At 66.1% G+C, this 18,097-nt stretch carries 16 protein-coding genes; 8 read left to right on the top strand and 8 right to left on the bottom strand.

Annotated elements, in window-relative coordinates; all coding sequences use genetic code 11:
• Positions 1-27 precede the first annotated feature (27 nt).
• The 5 genes from XINFAN_RS06025 (at position 28) to XINFAN_RS06005 (ending at position 7,575) form a co-directional block, all read left to right on the top strand.
• Positions 28-1,065, top strand: a complete 1,038-nt coding sequence (locus XINFAN_RS06025; RefSeq protein WP_124085572.1) for an NAD(P)/FAD-dependent oxidoreductase — start codon at positions 28-30, stop codon at positions 1,063-1,065.
• A gap of 801 nt (positions 1,066-1,866) precedes the next feature.
• Positions 1,867-3,087 (top strand): NAD-dependent epimerase/dehydratase family protein, encoded by a 1,221-nt coding sequence (locus XINFAN_RS06020; RefSeq protein WP_124085571.1) that lies wholly within the window; start codon positions 1,867-1,869, stop codon positions 3,085-3,087.
• Positions 3,088-3,149: 62 nt separating this feature from the next.
• Entirely contained in the window at positions 3,150-4,841 is a 1,692-nt protein-coding gene (locus XINFAN_RS06015) for a hypothetical protein (protein WP_160144551.1), read from the top strand.
• The gene (locus XINFAN_RS06010; protein ID WP_233352137.1) at positions 4,838-6,655 is read left to right on the top strand and encodes a glycosyltransferase family 2 protein; all 1,818 of its coding nucleotides are present in this window, start codon (positions 4,838-4,840) and stop codon (positions 6,653-6,655) included. The genes XINFAN_RS06015 and XINFAN_RS06010 overlap by 4 nt, the downstream gene beginning before the upstream one ends.
• A 17-nt stretch (positions 6,656-6,672) precedes the next feature.
• Positions 6,673-7,575 (top strand): hypothetical protein, encoded by a 903-nt coding sequence (locus tag XINFAN_RS06005; protein ID WP_124085569.1) that lies wholly within the window; start codon positions 6,673-6,675, stop codon positions 7,573-7,575.
• Between the two features lie 49 nt (positions 7,576-7,624).
• On the opposite strand, the gene XINFAN_RS06000 is transcribed toward XINFAN_RS06005, so the two are convergent.
• A complete protein-coding gene (locus XINFAN_RS06000; protein ID WP_160144550.1) occupies positions 7,625-8,173 on the bottom strand; it encodes an IS66 family transposase in 549 nt (182 codons plus the stop codon).
• Between the two features lie 98 nt (positions 8,174-8,271).
• Positions 8,272-9,717, bottom strand: a complete 1,446-nt coding sequence (locus tag XINFAN_RS05995) for an aldehyde dehydrogenase family protein (RefSeq protein ID WP_124085567.1) — start codon at positions 9,715-9,717, stop codon at positions 8,272-8,274.
• Positions 9,718-9,957: 240 nt separating this feature from the next.
• On the opposite strand from XINFAN_RS05995, the gene XINFAN_RS05990 reads away from it, so the two are divergent.
• Positions 9,958-10,614: a peroxiredoxin gene (locus tag XINFAN_RS05990; protein ID WP_124085566.1), complete on the top strand. Its 657-nt coding sequence runs from the start codon at positions 9,958-9,960 to the stop codon at positions 10,612-10,614.
• Between the two features lie 81 nt (positions 10,615-10,695).
• Here XINFAN_RS05990 and XINFAN_RS05985 read toward each other — a convergent pair whose 3' ends face one another.
• Positions 10,696-11,241, bottom strand: a complete 546-nt coding sequence (locus tag XINFAN_RS05985) for a CHAP domain-containing protein (RefSeq protein WP_124085565.1) — start codon at positions 11,239-11,241, stop codon at positions 10,696-10,698.
• Between the two features lie 235 nt (positions 11,242-11,476).
• Complete coding sequence (gene pnp, locus XINFAN_RS05980) at positions 11,477-13,621, bottom strand: polyribonucleotide nucleotidyltransferase (protein WP_124085564.1); 2,145 nt, start codon at positions 13,619-13,621, stop codon at positions 11,477-11,479.
• 272 nt (positions 13,622-13,893) lie between these two features.
• Here pnp and XINFAN_RS05975 point away from each other — a divergent pair, with 272 nt between their 5' ends.
• Positions 13,894-14,193, top strand: coding sequence for a hypothetical protein (locus XINFAN_RS05975; protein ID WP_124085563.1), 300 nt, complete (start codon positions 13,894-13,896; stop codon positions 14,191-14,193).
• Positions 14,194-14,250: 57 nt separating this feature from the next.
• On the opposite strand, the gene rpsO is transcribed toward XINFAN_RS05975, so the two are convergent.
• Complete coding sequence (gene rpsO / locus XINFAN_RS05970) at positions 14,251-14,520, bottom strand: 30S ribosomal protein S15 (RefSeq protein ID WP_124085562.1); 270 nt, start codon at positions 14,518-14,520, stop codon at positions 14,251-14,253.
• Positions 14,521-14,831: 311 nt separating this feature from the next.
• Between rpsO and XINFAN_RS22395 the strand changes: the two genes are divergently transcribed.
• The gene (locus XINFAN_RS22395) at positions 14,832-15,899 is read left to right on the top strand and encodes a calcium-binding protein (RefSeq protein WP_160144549.1); all 1,068 of its coding nucleotides are present in this window, start codon (positions 14,832-14,834) and stop codon (positions 15,897-15,899) included.
• 99 nt (positions 15,900-15,998) lie between these two features.
• Here the strand turns inward: XINFAN_RS22395 and truB are convergent, their stop codons facing one another.
• The 3 genes from truB to rbfA are packed head-to-tail and all read right to left on the bottom strand — an operon-like array spanning position 15,999 to position 18,059.
• Positions 15,999-16,901 (bottom strand): tRNA pseudouridine(55) synthase TruB, encoded by a 903-nt coding sequence (gene truB / locus XINFAN_RS05960; RefSeq protein ID WP_124085560.1) that lies wholly within the window; start codon positions 16,899-16,901, stop codon positions 15,999-16,001.
• A 4-nt stretch (positions 16,902-16,905) separates the two neighbouring features.
• The gene (locus XINFAN_RS05955; protein WP_124085559.1) at positions 16,906-17,637 is read right to left on the bottom strand and encodes a phosphodiester glycosidase family protein; all 732 of its coding nucleotides are present in this window, start codon (positions 17,635-17,637) and stop codon (positions 16,906-16,908) included.
• Positions 17,637-18,059, bottom strand: coding sequence for a 30S ribosome-binding factor RbfA (gene rbfA, locus XINFAN_RS05950; protein ID WP_124085558.1), 423 nt, complete (start codon positions 18,057-18,059; stop codon positions 17,637-17,639). Before rbfA ends, XINFAN_RS05955 begins: the two co-directional genes overlap by 1 nt.
• Positions 18,060-18,097 lie beyond the last annotated feature (38 nt).

Here is an 18,097-nt window from a genome sequence, read left to right as displayed (position 1 = left end):
CCCGAGCTTTGCGGCAGCGGGGGCGGGATGGCAAGCGTGGATGTGACGGTGCGCGGCGGCGGGATCTTTGGCCTCTCGGTGGCCTGGGCCTGCGCGCGGCGCGGCGCGAAGGTGCGGCTGATCGAGCGCGAGCGGATCGGCGCCGGGGCCTCGGGCGGGCTGGTGGGCGCGCTGGCTCCCCATGCGCCGGAAAGCTGGAACGAGATGAAGGGCTTCCAGTTCGACAGCCTGCTGATGGCCGAAAGCTGGTGGCGCGAGGTGGCGCAGGCGGGCGGCGAAGACCCCGGCTATCTGCGTTCGGGCCGGTTGCAACCGCTGGCGGATGCGCGGGCGGTGGACCTGGCGCGCGAGCGCGCCGAAGCGGCAAAAACGCTCTGGCGCGGCGCGGCGCTCTGGCAGGTGCAGGAGGCGACGGGCGCCGAATGGGAGCCCGCCTCACCCACCGGGTTTCTGATCTTCGACACCCTGACCGCCCGCCTCTCGCCCCGCGCCGCCGGAGCCGCGCTGCTGGCCGCCCTGCGCGCCACGGGCGCAGAGATCGTGATCGGCGAGGGCCGCGACGAGGGTCAGGTGATCCACGCCACCGGGGTCGCGGGGCTTGGCGATCTTTCAGCCGCTCTGGGCCGGACGGTGGGCTCCGGGGTGAAGGGCCAGGCCGCGCTCCTGCGCCATGACGCCCGCGACCTGCCGCAGATCTACGCGCCCGGGCTGCATCTCGTGCCCCATGCCAACGGGACGGTGGCGGTGGGTTCGACCAGCGAGACGCAATGGTCTGAGCCCGGCCCCGACCGCCAGGCCCATGACCTGATCGCCCGCGCCCGCGCGCTGCTGCCGTGCCTCGCCCGGGCCGAGGTGCTGGAGCTGTGGGCCGGGCTGCGGCCGCGGGCGAAAAGCCGGATGCCGCTCATTGGTGCCTGGCCGGGGCGCGAAGGGCATTTCATCGCGAACGGCGGCTTCAAGACCGGCTTCGGCATGGCGCCGCGCTGCGCCGAACTGCTGGCGGCGCTGGTGCTGGCGGACGAGGACGGGATCCCCCCGGCCTTCCGGCCCGACGCCCTGGCGTAGCAGAGAGCCCCGGGATGCAGGCCGAACCAGTGGCGCCCGCTCCCTGGTTCAGGAGTAAAGGGACTTTCGTCCTGACGGAAATACCCCCGCCGGGGGCTTCCGCCCTGCCTCTGATATCCCATCAGAAAGGAGTGCCGGAGCGGTTCTGACACCTTGAAATCGCCCGCTCCATGACTGTGACTTCTGTGCGCGGCGTTGCAATTTCGTGATCAGATGATGCACCGACGCTGTCGGCGGATTCTGAGGAACGTCGCAAGGCTGATCGTCACCGCCAAACGGGTTCCTGACGGGCCGCTGGCTTCCAACCCGCTCCAGCAGCGCAAAGGGGCAGGCGGCATCCTTCCGCTCTTACCCCAGATCTTCAGCACTTTCCGCAGAGAGACGAGACATGGGTCGGTTGGGCATGTGATCAGATACGGTCCTGTCTCCGGCCCCGAAGCTGCCACCTCTCACAGGCCGCTGTGGAGATATCCAGGTTCGGGCCAGGATCGAGCGCGCTAAATTCCCAGTGCAGAGAAACAGGACATTGCAGGGGCTGGTCATGATGCCGGCCACCAGCAGGCGCAGCAGATCACGCAATCAGCGCTCTGAAATCCGCCCCCGAAACAGACAGCGGTTTCTGAGCCATGAGCGGCCCCGGCATAATTACGGAGCAACGCTGCTTGTGTAGCCCCGTTTCTGTTGCCGTCACCACCGTCCTGCCTCAACGCATTCGTTAAGGAACTTCGTATTCTATAGTATGTAATCAATATATAAAGTATATGATGAACGTGGTTGACGAGTAAAGAATCGGTTAAGAACATGGCTTTGGATGCAGGGGCTGTACTGATCATTGGTGGGGACGGGTTTTGCGGCTGGCCGACGGCCCTGCACCTTTCCAGCATCGGCCACGCGGTCACCATTGTGGACAACCTGTCGCGACGGGCCATCGCAGATCAGCTTGGGGCCCAGAGCCTGACGCCGATCGCCTCGCCCCCGGAGCGGCTTGCGGCCTGGTCCCGCGTCTCCGGCGCGCATATCGATTTTGTCACCCTCGACGTGGCGCAGGATTACGATGGGCTGGCGGCCCTTCTGGACCGTGTGCGGCCCGAAACCGTCATCCATTTCGCAGAACAACGCGCGGCCCCCTATTCGATGAAGGGACCGACGGAAAAACGCTACACCGTCGACAACAACATCAACGCGACGCATAATCTGCTGGTCGCCCTGTCATCTGTGGGGCTCGATGCCCATGTCATCCATCTCGGCACGATGGGCGTCTATGGCTATGACGGCGACGGGCTGGAGATCCCCGAAGGCTATCTGGAGGTCTTTCTGAAAGGCCCGTCGGATCGGATGCTGTCGCGCAGGATCCTCTATCCGACCAACCCGGGCAGCGTCTATCATCTGACGAAATCGCTCGATCAGCTTCTGTTCCAGTTCTACGCCAGGAACGACGGGCTGCGGATCACCGACCTGCATCAGGGCATCGTCTGGGGCACCCAGACCGAAGAAACGCGGCGCGACCCGGCGTTGATCAACCGTTTCGACTATGACGGCGATTATGGCACCGTGCTGAACCGTTTCCTGATCGAGGCGGCGGTTGGCCATCCCCTGACCGTGCATGGGACGGGCGGGCAGACCCGGGCCTTCATCCACATTCAGGACACCGTGCGCTGCATCGCGCTGGCGGTGCAGAACCCTCCGGCGCGTGGCGAGCCGGTGCGCATCCGCAACCAGATGACCGAGACCCACCGCATCCGCGACCTGGCTGCTCTGGTCGCGCGGATCACCGGCGCGAAGATCAGCTTCGTCGACAATCCGCGCCTCGAAGCGGCCGAGAACGATCTTGTGGTTTCCAACCGCTCGTTTCTCGAACTCGGCCTGAAACCGATCACCCTTTCCGACGGCCTGCTGACCGAAACGCTGGAAATCTCGCTGCGCTATGCCGACCGCTGCGACCTTTCGCGGATACCGGCGCAGTCGCTCTGGCGCGCGGACATGGCGGCCGATGCGGTGCCGTCCACGGCGATAACTGCCTGATCACATCCGCCCCTGGCTGTTTCCGGGGGCGGACGGATGCGACCGGCCGGGAGGAGGATAAGTTGCGCACCATGTTACGGATTCTCGGGCTCGGTGTGATCGGGCTCGCCGCCGGGTCCGTGCTGCAGACCGTTCACGTGCAGCAGCCCGATGTCGTCGATGCCACGGGGGGGAACGGGTCGCCGCCTGTCCCCGACACAGGCTATTCAGGCGCTGGTCCGTTCTGGGTCGGCGATGGCGCCGCGCGCGCGGAAACCCCCGCGGGCAGCATTGGCCGCGCCTTGTCGCCAAGGATCGCCATCCTGCCGGCGGGAGGCGTTCCGGTGGGGCGCAATGTCCAGATCTCCGGCCTGCCGGGCTATGGCCGGATGGCCTTTTTGCTGCCGATGGGCCATCGGGTGACCGAAGCCAGTCTGGTGCTGCCCTATGTCTCGGAAATCCCGGACACCGTGAACGCGATCCTTCGGGTCTCGGTCAACGGGCAAAGGCGGCACGAGGTTCTGCTTGCCGCCGGTCGCGAGCGCCGGGAACTGGTGCTGCCGCTGCTGGCCCGCGATCTTGCACGCAACACGGTGCAGATATCCTTCGCGGTAACCGGGGTTTCCACCACGGGGCTTTGCAGCACCGATATCGGCAACGCACTGGTCACCCTTGCGCCCGAGGCGCGGCTCGACGCGCTTACCGCCCGGCCGCTGGTCTTGCCAGATGACCGGTATCGTGCGGCTGGCGGGGTGGCAGGGCTGGCCTGGCCCAAAGACGGCACGGATGAGAGCAAGGCAAAGCTGCTGATGCTTGCCGCGCAGGCGATCCGTGCGGGCCTTGAGATCGAATTGCGGCCAACCGGGGCGGAGCCGGGCGGGTTCATGGCCACGCCCGGCGACCTTGCGGCCATGCTGGCCGGGCCGGGATCATGGAACGGCCCTTCCATGAGACGGGAATGGCCGCTCGCGCTGACCGACGGCGAAACCGGCGGGGCATCGCTGCGGACCTTCACCGGATCGCACAGCTGGCGCCATGGCTTCACCGCGGACGACCTGCCGGACGGCCGCCTGCCCGCGACGCTCGACTACGGGCTGCGGCTTGGGCCCCTGATCCCTGCGGGACCGGCCCCCCGCCAGATGCCCGACGGGGCCGGGCAAGGCTGGCTCGTCCATGTCACCCTCAACGGCAGCCTGATCGAAGCCTTCACCACGACGGAGGGGGAACTGCGCCGCCGTGCGGCGCTGCCACCGGAGCTTCTGCGGCACGGCAATCAGATCGAGATTACCGTCGGGCGGAGCTTCGGCGTGGAGGGGGTCTGCAATGACGGTCCTCCGCTGATCGCCGAACTTGCCGCGGATTCCGTCCTCTTGCCGGGGGTGGGCCGCGTCCGGGGAATATCGGCGCAGCTTGCCGATCTTGTCGGCGACAGTGCCGCATTTGACCCCGCCGGTGTTTCGGCCCTGACCATTCCAGAGGCACAGGCGGCCGCGCGACTGCTGGCCGACCTTCCCGCCATGCCGAAGGAAGGAGCGGGCGGTGCATCGGTCTCGATCCTGCGTCTTGCCGATCTGCCGGATCCTGATACGGCGCTCCGACAGGAAGGCTGGGTCTATCTGCGGGAAGACAATGGCCCCCGCCTTGTCGCCTTGTCCGACCAGCCCGGCCTGCGTCAGATTTCCGATCATGCCCTGGGACTGCTGATCGGACCGGCGCAGGACGCGCCGGAGGCGCCGCCGGAGGCCGGGGACCGAACCGACGGAGAAGGACCGTGACAGCCGGCGCGACCACCGGCAGCGGGCCGGCGGTCTTCGCCTCGGTCGACAGCGCACCGGGAACCTTCGCCCGGCCGCTGCCGCTCTGGCGCGCGCCGATGCTGCTGCTGGTGTTCTGCGCGCTTTCGGCGGCGCAGATCGTGTTGCTGTTCCACGGACCGCTTGCCCGGTTCTTCCCGGCGGGCGACTATATCCTTCCCCTCGGTTTCACGGGCGGTCATGCCATCGGGCTGCGTGCGTTCTCGGTCACCTTTCTGTTCTGCTTCGCCCTGTTCTGGGGCCGCGATAACGCGACGCGGATCCGCCTGATCGCCGACCTGCTGCCAACCTATGCCATCATATGCCTGTCGATCGACCTCGGCCTCGCGACGGTCGCCAGCGCGACGGGCCTTCCGGTCCCGCTCCATCTGGCAGAGATCCTGAGCGGGCTGTCCGGCTGGGCGCTGTTCGCGCTCAGGCTGCTCGAACATGCAACCTTGCCGAGGGCGATTGCGATCAGGCGCCACGATGACGGCTTCCGGCGGAATCTTGCGCTGGCGGCAGGACTTGTGATCCTTGCGGTGCTGGGCGCCCAACTGGTCGAGCACAAGGCCGCGGGCCTGGTCCGCACGCTGCGCGATGGCGGCATCCTGGGCGGGCTTGGCCCCGGGGTCTTTCTCGTGCTGCCGCTGTTCTTCCTGCTGCTTTACCTGACGGCGCGGTTCATGCGCCGCGACAGGTCCGCCAATCCCGGCTTCAGCCCGGACGTGACGGTGATCGTTCCCGCCTTCAACGAGGAATACATCATCGCCCGCACAATCGAGGCGCTGGACCTTGCCGCCAGGGACTATGGCGGCAGGGTCCATGTGCTGCTGATCGACAACAATTCACGTGATCGCACCGGCGAGATCGCCACCACCACCTTTGCCGCATGCGCGAATATCTCGGGCCGCGTGATCCGCGAGGGGACGCCCGGCAAGGCGCATGCCCTGAACACCGGCCTGCGGCTGACAGAGACGGATCTCCTGATCCGGGTCGATGCCGATACGCAGATCCTTCCGGGGTCGATTGCACGGGCGGTGTCCTGGTTCGCGCACCCGCGGACCGGCGTGGTCGGTGGCCTGCCGATGGTTCCGGGGACCGGCCCTTTCGATGGCGCCCGCCAGATCGAAACGCTGGTGAAGCACGGCTTCTATTCCGTCGCGCTCCAGAGCATCAACGGTGTGGTCGGCGTTCCCGGCATGCTGGCCGTCTACCGCACCGCGCTGATCCGCGACCTTGGCGGGTTCGTCAGCGGAATGAACGGCGAGGATACCGATATCTCGATGCGGATCGGCGAGATGGGCTATCGCATCGTCGTCGACCCGAAGATCCGCTACATCTCCGAGGTTCCGGTGAGCTTCACCCATCTGCGCGAGCAGCGGCTGCGCTGGTTCCGCTCGGTCCTGCATGTCAGCTCCCGTTGCCGGCAGGTGATCCTGTCCGACCAGTCCTCGATCCGGGGGCGGCTGGTGCTGCCCTACATGCTGTTCAACTCGGCCCGCCGGACCGCCATGATCCCGCTGATCCTGTTCGGATTTCTCGAGTATCTGCTGGGGTCCGGCAGCCGCGGGCTGATGGAATGGCAACCGCTGATCGCGGTCATGCTGGGGGCGTCCCTGATGGTCGCGGTGCTCGTCATCCTGATTTCGGGGCTGCCCGCGCTGCTTCTGGCCTTGCCCGACTATGTCGCGTTCCGGCTGCTGCGGTCCTATTTCACGCTCGAATCGATGCTGACCATCCGGGTGGCCGCCGAACAGAGGCCGTTCGTTCTGCCAAAGGAGATCCCATCGTGACGCGACATGGATCATCGATGTCTCGCCCGGTGCGGCTGGCGGCCGCGCTGCTGGTGGTCCTGGGGCTCCTGGGGCTGCACACCCAGGCATGGGCCGAGCAGGGGGACTGGACCCGCTCCGCCGTTTTCGAAGTCGGGCGCGCGGCTGCCGACATGGATGACGGCACGGGCGGGGTCTCCGGCCTCTCGATGCGGCTCGGCGCCGGTATCTCGGCAGAGCGTGCCCGTAAGCTGGCGCCGGGCCGGTCGGATCTTCTGTCCTTCGGGCTGACCGTCGAGCAGTTCCCCGAGGCCCGGAGCGCCGACCGGCAGCACCTTGATCTGGCCTATGAATATCGCCTGGCCCTGGGCGGGAACGGGCGCCGGCAACTGCGCTACCGGCTTGAGGCCACGGTGGCCCGCGACGGGACCGAGCATGTCTTTTCCCGGGTTCGGGCTGCGGCGGCGGTGCGGACCACCTTCCGGCCCGGCAATGCGGTGCAATGGCGGGTCAGGGCCGGATACCGCGATCAGAACGACGCGAGATTCACGGGGTTCGACCAATGGGAGCTGATGGCGGATATGTCGTGGTTCTGGCGTGATGCGTCACAGCGTTTCAGCGGGCTGGTGACCGTCTACACCGACTGGCGCCATGCGGATGACGATATCCACAGCCATTCCGAGACCGGGTTGCGGCTGATCGCCCGCCAGCATCTCTCCGATGATCTGGCCATCGCCGTGCGGGCGAACGGTTTCCGGCGGCTCTATCACGAGGGTGGCCGCAAGGATCATCGCCTGAGCCTGATGGTGGGGCCGGAAATCCGGCTCTCCCCCAATGTCAGCCTCGATCTTCATGTCGGCTATCAGAAGCATTCCTCCACCCGCATCGACAGGCGCCATTCCGGCCCCATCGCCGGGGTCGCCCTGACATGGACCTGGTGATCATCCGGCCGAACGCCCTGCCGCTGGCCTCCGCAAGGATATGCGCCGGTTAACATGAGCAGATTCCGCTGGGTCGATACAAGATCGCCCAAACCTTTGCCGCCTGATGGTTTCCGGCAAAGAGCGAGTTCTTTTTGGTCAAGGCGATGCTGCGGATACAGCGCTCGACCGCATTGGTTTCGATTTCGATCCGGCCGTCGAAAATAAACTGCTGGAGCGCATCAAACGCCTTCAGCGTGTAGTTGATCGCCTGCTTCATCAATCCAGAGGCTTTGGGTGCGTTCCTTTCGAGCTCGGTGCGGATCCCGGTCAGAGCAGGCCGCGATTTTTCCTGACGCAGCTTCTCGCGCTCTTCCGGCGGCAGACCGCGCGCGGCTTTTTCAACGGCATACATTTTCCGGATCAGCTTGACGATCTTGTTCGCCTGCGGGCTCTTCGTTGCAAGACAGGTCTCGAAGAATTTCCGCCGCGCATGGGCCCAGCACCGGGCGGAATACATCCCTTCGTTCGTGCCAGGCTTCCGGAACAGCTGATTGTAGCCACCATGTCCATCGGTAGCCAGGAAACGGGTCGAGGCTCCGTCAAGCACGTCCTTCACAGCGGGAACCGTCCCACCGCATCGGCCTAAAACAGAAAGACCGTCAGTGCCCCAAATATCACCGCCGGAGGCAAAGACCGGCCCTGGGGCCGGGCCGTTCAGTCCGGCGAGAAGTCGTATCCCGAGATGGCTTTCGGTTCGAGAAACTCCTCGATCCCCCAGATGCCGCCCTCGCGCGCGCGGCCGGATTGTTTGACGCCGCCGAAGAACACCCCGGCGCCGCGCGGCTGGCCGTTCATCTCGATCATCCCCGCCACCAGCGCGCGCGACAGCCGGTTGGCGCGGGCGCGGTCTTCGGTCTGAACGTAGTTGGTCAGCCCGTAAGGCGTGTCGTTGGCGATGGCGATGGCCTCGTCCTCGGTGTCGAACGGAAGGATCGACAGCACCGGGCCGAAGATTTCCTCGCGCTCGATGGTCATGCCGGGTTTCACATCGGCAAACACCGTCGGCTTGACATAGAAGCCGCGGTTGAAGCCCTCAGGCAGGCCCGGGCCGCCGGCGACGAGGCGCGCGCCCTCATCGATGCCCTTCTGAATATAGGCCTGGATCTGGTCCCACTGGCGCTTGTTCACCACCGGGCCGATGTGCTCTCCCGGCTCAGACGCCGGGCCGACCCGGACCGCCGCGGCCAGCGCGGCCGCCTCGGCCACCACGCGCTCATAGACCGGGCGCTCGACCAGCAGGCGCGAGGGCGCGTTGCAGCTCTGGCCCGAGTTCTCCATCATCCGCGCGACCGACCAGCGCACCGCATCCGGCCTCGCATCGGCGAACAGAAGATTCGCCCCCTTGCCGCCCAGTTCCAGCGTCACCCGCTTCAGCGTGTCCGCCGCCGCTTTCGAGATCGCCCGCCCGGCGCGGGTCGAGCCGGTGAAGGAGATCATCTCGACATCCGGGTGGGTGGAAAGCTGCGTCCCCACTCCGGCGCCATCGCCGTTCACCAGGTTGAAGACGCCCGGCGGAATGCCCGCGTCATGACAGAATTCCGCAAAGAGCATCGCATCGAGCGGCGCCTCTTCCGAGGGTTTCAGCACGCAGGTGCAGCCCGCCAGCATTGCCGGGATCGCCTTGAGCGCGATCTGGTTCACCGGCCAGTTCCAGGGCGTGATCAGCCCGACCACGCCGATCGGTTCCAGCGCGATCGCGGCGCCGGGGGCGTGATCGCCCAGAGGGCGGATCCATTCGATCCGCCCGAAAGCCCTCAGGAAATTCGACGTATGCCAGGGCAGGCAGGGCGCCTGTTCGGCCAGAGCGAAGTCGATGGGGGCGCCCATCTCAAGAGAAATCGCCCCGGCGAATTCCTGTTTGCGCGCCTCGTATTGATCGAGGATGCGCGCGACCAGCCGCGCGCGTTCCGCGGGGGGCGTCGCGCGCCAGCCGGGCAGCGCGGCCCTGGCTGCGGCGACGGCGCGGTCGGTGTCGGCCTTGCTGCCGAGACTGATCACCGCGCAGGGCTCTTCCGTCGAAGGGTCGATCACCTGGCAATCGCGGGCCTGGGCCGGGGCGACCCACTGGCCGCCGATGTAGAACTCTCGTCTGACGATCATGATGCGCCTCGAAATCCGGGGTAATTTGATCAAAACTAGCCGCTCCGGCAGCTCCGGCGCAACCCCCAGGCGCGGGGCGGCCGATTTTCGCCTGTCAGCCCCGCCCGCGGCAGGAACAGGCTTCCGCGGTGGACCTTTCGGGCAGGAAAGCCGTTCTCATTTACATCAGAAACCGCCGGGGGGGATGAAATATCCTCCCGTTATCGCTAATTCGGATACAGCGATTCCAAGGAGATCCGCATGTCCGTCCGTATCAACGACACCGCACCCGATTTCACCGCCGATTCGACCGCAGGCACCATCCGCTTCCACGACTGGCTGGGCGACAGCTACGGCATCATCTTCAGCCATCCGCGCGACTTCACCCCGGTCTGCACCACCGAATTCGCCGCCGTGGCGCAGCTGGCCCAGGAATGGCAGAAGCGCGGCACCAAAGTGATCGGCGTCTCGGTCGACGGCAAGGCCGACCACGAGAAATGGAAGCGCGATATCGAGGCTTTCGGCGGCTCGCCCGCGGATTTCCCGATCATCGACGACACCTCGCTTACGGTCGCCAAAGCCTATGACATGCTGCCCGCCGACTATTACCTGCCGAACGAGGGCCGCACGCCCGCCCATTCGGCCACGGTGCGCACCGTCTATATCATCGGGCCGGACAAGAAGGTCCGCCTGACCATGACCTATCCGATGTCGGTCGGCCGCAACTTCGCCGAGATCCTGCGCGCGCTGGATGCGGTGCGGAAGACCGACGGCGTGCCGCTGGCCACCCCGGCCAACTGGCAGCCCGGCCAGGACGTGATCGTCGCGCTGGCGCTGAACAACGAACAGGCCGAAGAGAAGTTCGGGCCGCTCGACATCAAACTGCCCTATCTGCGCTTTGCCAAAGACCCGGCCTGAGCCCGGCACAGGAAAGACGAAGGGGAGGCCGGCGGCCTCCCCTTTTTTCATTCCCGGATTTCGTTCCCTGACGGGCGCGGATCAGTTCGGATAGATGAAACCGCTGACCGGATAGCTGCCGGTGCCCATCTCGCCCGCATTGCGCTCGACGCGGACCGAGCTCCAGTCGTTCTTTGCCGAAATGTCGATCACCGTCATGTTCATCTGGACCTTGTTGCGGACCCAGTTGGCGTGGTTGATCCTGATCTCGCGGTCGGAGACCACTTCCGAGACCACGGCGACATGGCCGCGCGACATTTTCCTGGTCGCGGCGAAGGCCATGACCGCGCCGACGCGGGGCTCGTCGCCGCGCGCATAGCTGCCGGCCGCCGACTTCCACCAGGTTTTCGCATCGCCCTTGATCTCGACACCGCTCGCGGTGCGGGCGAAAGGCACGCACCAGACCCGCTGCCCTTTCGACTGTTTCGTCTTCGCCTCCAGCAGCGCCATCTCCTGGCGGGCGGGGTCCAGGCTGTCATAGGACAGCGGCTCCTCGACCGGGATCTGCGAGACGCAGGCCGAGAGGGCAAGAGCGGCACAAAGAAGGCCAAGGCGCCGAAGAACGGCGCTTGCGGAAAGGAATGTCATACGGGCTCGTTCCGTGCTGTTTCTTCTGCCCCGGTCGTCCGCCAGGGCTTGGTGAGCCAAATTCAACGGATCGGTTCCCGATGCAAGCCCACGAATCTTCGCCCAGGCAGAACTTCGCCAGGCCATCAGTGAAATCGGCATGAAATGGAGCAAAATTCGCGGAAAAGTTGAGCCGGCGCCGCCAATGATAAGGCCCCGGACGATGCCGGGGCCTTATCATACGCAGGGAAAGGGATCAGCCTTCGGCCGATTCTTCTTTCTTCTCGGGGGCGATTTCCGCCCCGGTCTCCTGATCGACCATCTTCATGCCGAGGCGCACCTTGCCGCGATCATCGAAGCCGAGCAGCTTGACCTTCACTTCCTGGCCTTCCTTGAGGATCTCGTTCGGATGGTTCAGGCGCTTGCTGGCGATCTGCGACACATGGACCAGACCGTCGCGCTTGCCGAAGAAGTTCACGAAGGCGCCGAAATCGACCAGTTTCACCACTTTGCCGGTGTAGATCTGGCCTTCTTCCGGCTCTGCCACGATCGACCAGATCATGTCATAGGCCCGTTTGATCGCATTCGCGTCGTTCGAGGCGATCTTGATCATGCCATCGTCGTTGATGTCGACCTTGGCGCCCGAGACCTCGACGATCTCGCGGATGACCTTGCCGCCCGAGCCGATCACTTCGCGGATCTTGTCGGTCGGGATCGACATGGTCTCGATCTTCGGCGCATATTCCGAGAAGCCCTGCGGCGCCGACAGCGCCTTGTTCATCTCGGCCAGGATATGCATCCGGCCGTCTTTGGCCTGGGCCAGCGCCTGCTCCATGATCTCGGGGGTGATGCCCGCGACCTTGATGTCCATCTGGAGCGAGGTGATCCCGGCCTCGGTGCCCGCGACCTTGAAGTCCATGTCGCCGAGGTGATCCTCGTCGCCGAGGATGTCGGTCAGCACGGCCCATTTGCCATCGTCTTCCAGGATCAGGCCCATGGCCACGCCCGCGACCGGCGCCTTCAGCGGCACGCCCGCATCCATCATGGAAAGCGAGCCGCCGCAGACCGACGCCATCGAGGACGAGCCGTTCGATTCGGTGATCTCGGACACCACGCGGATGGTGTAGGGGAAGTCCGTGGCGGCAGGCAGCACCGCCTGCAACGCGCGCCAGGCCAGCTTGCCATGGCCGATCTCGCGGCGGCCGGGGCTGCCGACACGGCCCACTTCGCCGACCGAATAGGGCGGGAAGTTGTAGTGCAGCAGGAAGTTCGAGCGGTAGTTGCCGTTCAGCGCGTCGATGATCTGCTCATCCTCGCCGGTGCCCAGCGTGGTGACGACCAGACCCTGGGTTTCCCCGCGGGTGAACAGGGCCGAGCCGTGGGCGCGCGGCAGAACGCCGGTTTCCGCGACGATCGGGCGGACGGTTTTGGTGTCGCGCCCGTCGATGCGGATGCCGTTCGACACCACGTCGCCGCGCAGGATCGAGGATTCCAGCTTCTTGATCGCCGAGCCGAGGGTCTTGTCGGCGCGGTCCTCTTCCGAGACCGCCTCTTTGATCGCGGCGACGGCAGCCGAGATCGCATTGGTGCGTTCCTGCTTGTTGCGGATCGCGAAGGCGGCGCGCATCTGCGCCTCGCCCACGGCCTTCACCCGGCCGTAAAGCGCCGAGATGTCGGCCGGCACATAGTCGAACGGCTCTTTCGCGGCGGTTTCCGCGAGGTCGATGATCAGGTCGATCACCGGCTGCATCGCCGCATGGCCGAATTTCACCGCGCCGAGCATTTCCTCTTCGGTCAGCTCATAGGCTTCCGATTCGACCATCATCACGGCGTCTTTGGTGCCGGCGACAACCAGATCGAGCCGCTGCTCGGGGTTGTTGCGAAGCTGGGTCATGTCGTCCATGGCCGGGTTCAGCACATACTGGCCGTTGGCGAAACCCACGCGCGCGGCGCCGATCGGCCCCATGAACGGCACGCCCGAGATGGTCAGCGCCGCCGAGGCCGCGATCATCGCCACGATGTCGGGGTCATTCACCAGGTCGCACGACAGCACGGTCGCCATGACGAGGACTTCGTTGCGGAAACCCTCGACGAACAGCGGGCGGCAGGGCCGGTCGATCAGGCGGGAAACCAGGGTTTCCTTTTCCGAGGGCCGGGCCTCGCGCTTGAAGAAACCGCCGGGGATCTTGCCGGCGGCGTAGTATTTTTCCTGATAATGCACGGTCAGGGGGAAGAAATCCTGACCCTCTTTCGCCGATTTGGCGAAGGTCACGCTGGCCATGACCTGGGTTTCGCCCAGGGTGGCGACGACCGAACCGTCCGCCTGGCGGGCAACCTTGCCGGTTTCCAGCGTGAGCGTCTCATTGCCCCACTGGATCGACTTCCTGGAAATATTGAACATCCGTTTTCCTCTTGGAAGCTCTCCGGCCCCTTGGCTCGGGTCTTCCGTTGTCTGGCGGCCCCATTGCCGCCGCCCCAATCCTTCGCATGTGCCCGGGGCCAGGGGCGTCACGTCTCAGATGGGGCGGGGCCATACAGGAAAACAGGAGGTTTGGAAAGCCGGAGATTCGGACAGCGCCGGATCGGCGGAGCTTCGCCAGCCCCGGCCGGGCAGGGAACATCGCCCGCGGCGCGGGGTTTTTCCGCAGTATCCCTCACAACCGGAGATCTGAAATGATTCCCTGGCTTCGTCTGATCCTTCTTCACATCTGGGTCGGCAGCGTGGCGGGGGCCGCCACCATCGCGGGCCTGGCCATGGGCTATGTCTCGGTCTGGACCTTCTTCTGGGCGGGCGTGACCGGCCTTGCCATCGGCATTCCCGGCGCATTGCTGACCTGGGCCGCTTTGCGCCCGCGCCGCTCGCGCGAGATCGGCTGGACCTGGCCGGTCGCGGGCTGGGCGCGCTCGGGCTTTCGCGCGAAGGCGCTGCCCGCCGTTCTGCTCGCCCATGTGCCCGCTGGCCGCGGCCGGTAACGCAAAACGCCCGCGCCGGTGGGGCGCGGGCGTCTGGTCAGGCGCGGGCCTGAAAGCTCAGCGGCGCAGGCCGAGGCGCTGGATCAGCGACTGGTAGCGGCCTTCGTCTTTCGCCTTGAGGTAGTCGAGCAGCTTGCGGCGCTGCGCGACCAGCATCAGAAGGCCGCGGCGCGAATGGTTGTCGTTCTTGTGGCCCTTGAAATGCTCGGTCAGGGTCGCGATGCGCGAGGACAGGATCGCGACCTGCACCTCGGGCGAGCCGGTGTCGCCGGCTTTGGTGGCGTATTCCTTGATCAGGCGGGCTTTTTCTTCGACGGTGATCGACATCGGATGCTCCTTCAGGTTGGCGTGAGACGGCACGAGCCGGGATGTCGTCCAGCAAGGCCCTTGTTCCGCCCATGGCGGGGCGGATGCGCGCATATAGGGGGAAACCACCGGGAAGGGAAGCCTTTTCCGCCCGCCCTGCCCCGGCGCGGGCCGTGAAACCCGCTGCGTCGTTTTTGTCACAACTTTACCGAAAGGGACACTTTGATAAGGCGGCCGGACGTGCTATGAAACATGGCAAGTTTCGCATGCCGATCAAATGGTTAACACGCAAAATAGTTAACGGCCTGCGGGGCGGCAAAGTGGGGGTGCACATGCTGAGCCTGTTCGGATTGCTGGGGGCGCTTTTCGCCGGGGCCATGATCGAGAGCGTATCCGTCCGCGCGGAAGAAGATCATGACGAGACGGGTGACACCGCCCATGAGGACGACGATCCTCTCACCGGCGGCAATCTGCTGGATGAGGACGATTCGCCAGAGGTCGATATGGCGGGCGGGGACCCGTCGCTCCCGCAGGATGACTGGCCCGAGGTGGCGCCCAACACCGACGGAATCGTCACCAGCGATCTGCCGGGTCCGGCCCCGGTTCCGGTTTCGCTGAACGGCACCGGCGGCGATGATCTTCTCGACGGATCGGGCGCGGGCGATGCGATTTCGGGTGGCGAGGGCGACGATCAGATCAATGCCCGCGGCGGCGACGACACGATCAGCGGCGGCGGCGGGGCGGATATCGTCCATGCCGGCGAGGGCGACGATCTGGTCTCGGGCGGCGCAGGCGACGACAGCCTGTATGGCGAGGACGGGAACGATACGCTTTCGGGCGACGACGGCGACGACTGGCTTGCCGGCGGCCAGGGTGACGATCTGCTGACCGGCGGCGAAGGGAACGACAGCCTGCTGGGCGGCTCGGGCAACGACACGCTTTACGGCGGCGAGGGCGACGACTGGCTTGCCGGGGGCGAGGGCGACGATCTGCTGACCGGCGGCGCCGGGGCCGATACGCTCGACGGCGGCGCTGGCAACGACACGCTCTACGGCGCCTTCCCCGAAGGCGACGATGCGGAAACCGATTTCCTCAACGGCGGCGAGGGCGACGATCAGCTCTGGCTCGGCGCGGGCGATTACGGCCACGGCGGCGGCGGGGCCGACGAATTCATCCTGACGCAATGGCTGGGCGAAGGCGGCTTCGCCACGATCAGCGATTACGACACCGCCGAGGATCAGATCGTGCTGGTCTACGATCCGGCGGCCCATCCCGATCCGGCGATCAGCGTGCAGCCCACCGGCGACGGCAGCGGCTCGCTGATCATGCTGGACGGTTTCGTCCTGGCCGAGGTGAACGGCAGCGTCGATCCATCAGAGATCCGGCTGCTGGCCGCCTGAGGCATCAGCCGGCAGAGTTCCTGCCGCCGCGGCCTTGCGGGGCGCGCCCGCAGCCCCTGCCAGAGTTCAGCGGGCCTGGACTTCAGAGGTTGCCAGGGCTCAGAGGTTGAAAACCCGGCTCGGATGCAGTTCGCCGCCCATATAGCGGCCAAGCGCCAGCGCCGTGCCATCAAAGCTGGCCCAGGCTTCGTCGCCATAGGGGATATGGCCCAGCACCTGGCCCGGATTGCCGTTCTTCAGCCGCACCGCTCCTTCGGGCGTGGCCTTCAGCTCGGGCAGATCGGCGAGGCCAAGCTCCAGCGGCGCGAGCAGCCGGTCGATCTCCGGCGTGCGCGCCAGTTCCTCGATCTGCGCCATGGTGACGCCCTGCCCGGCCTCGAACGGCCCCGACCATTCCCGCCGCAGCCAGGAGACATGGCCGAGACAGCCGAGCACCCGGCCAAGGTCGCGCGCCACCGCGCGGACATAGCCGCCCTTGCCGCAGACCATCTCCAGTTCAGCGTGATCCTCGTCGGGCCGGGCAATCAGCTCCAGGCTTTCAACCCACAGGGGCCGCGCCGCCAGGTCCATCGCCACGCCCTCGCGCGCCAGGTCATAGGCGCGCTCGCCATCCACCTTCACCGCCGAGACCTGGGGCGGCACCTGCATGATCTCGCCGCGAAATCCCGCCAGCGCGGCGCGGATCTCATCGTCCGAGGGGCGGGCGTCGCTGGTCTCCAGCACCGCCCCCGCCGCGTCGTCACTCGCGGTCGCCGCACCGAAAGCCACCCGGAAACGGTAGCATTTCAACGCATCCGCAATCACCGGCACGCATTTGGTCGCCTCGCCGAGCGCCACCGCCAGAACCCCGGTCGCGTCCGGATCCAGCGTGCCGGCATGGCCCGCCTTCTGCGCCTGGAAGGCCCATTTCACCTTGTTGACCACATCGGTCGAGCCGATTCCGGCAGGCTTGTCTACAATCACCCAGCCATGGACCGGGCGGCCTTTGCGCATGCGCGCCATACGTTCAATCCTTGTCGATGACGGTGCCGACGATCGGCCCCATGGCGAAACCGCCGTCATGACGGCCAAGCGCGGGGGCATAAAGCCGCGAGATATTGCCGTCGAAATAAAGCGCGTCGCGCAGGCCAAGATGGTCGCGGAAGAACCGCGCGAAGAGGTGAAAGTTCACCGCCTTGTCGCTGATCGCGAAGACCGCGCGGCTGCCTTCGGCATCCACCCCCACGCCGTTGCGGATATAGGTCGAGTCGCTGTTCTTCAGAAACCGCGGATGCAGCTTGCCGCCGATCAGCAGCATCGGCCCGGACTGGGTCGCGTAACGGCAGCCACCGGGATATTCGCGGCTGTCCCAGATGCGGAAATCCCCCTCGCCCCAGCAGAAGACGCCGTTCGGCAGCAGGCCGAAATTCCCCGGCCCCGCCGCGGTGACGATGGGATGCAACTCGCGCCCGTCCTCGACATACAGCCCCACGGGCGAGCGGTCGCGGTGATACATGCCCGCGTTCATCGCGAAACCGAGCTGCTTTCCTTGCGCCGCCAGCGCCTGATCCACCGCGCGGAAATTGCCGTAGGTGCCGTTCCCGCCCGCAAGGAACAGCCGCAGATCGTCCGCCGCAGTCACCTCGCAGATGGTGAAGGGCACGCCCTCGAAACTCTCTCGCGCGCAGGCGGTGGCCGCGGCCTGGCCGGGCAAAAGCCAGGGCAGCGCAAGCGCCAGCAAAGCCAGCAGGCGGCGCATCACTCCTCCTCGTCTTCCTCGCCGGGCCGGGCGATGTCGCGCTGCACGGTGGGGTCGGCGAACAGGCGGCGGGTCTCGTCCAGCCGGTCGAAAGTCTCGTCCGGACGGAAACGCAGATCCGGCGCATATTTCAGCGTCAGCTCGCGACCGATGCGGTGGCGCAGCTCGCCCTTGTGCTTCGCAAGCAGCCTGACCGCATCCTCCACCGGGGCCGAGCCCAGAAGCGGCATGACATAGACCGTCGCGACCTTGAGGTCGGGCGAGCACGAGACCTCGCCCACGGTGATCGGCATGGCGTTCAGCTCCGGGTCGTGGATCTCGCCCCGGTTCAGAACATCGGAAAGGGTGCGCCGTATCAGTTCGCCCACGCGCAGCTGACGCTGCGAGGGCCCCTGACCGGACGGTATGCGTTTTGCGGCCATGAACCGCATCTAAGCTGTTTCCGCCCGCCCCGCAACGG

The sequence above is a fragment of the Pseudogemmobacter humi genome (assembly GCF_900609055.1).
Lineage (GTDB): Bacteria > Pseudomonadota > Alphaproteobacteria > Rhodobacterales > Rhodobacteraceae > Pseudogemmobacter > Pseudogemmobacter humi.
The sequence above is the reverse complement of the archived record's forward strand: the minus strand, read 5'-3'. Positions and strand labels throughout refer to the sequence as shown.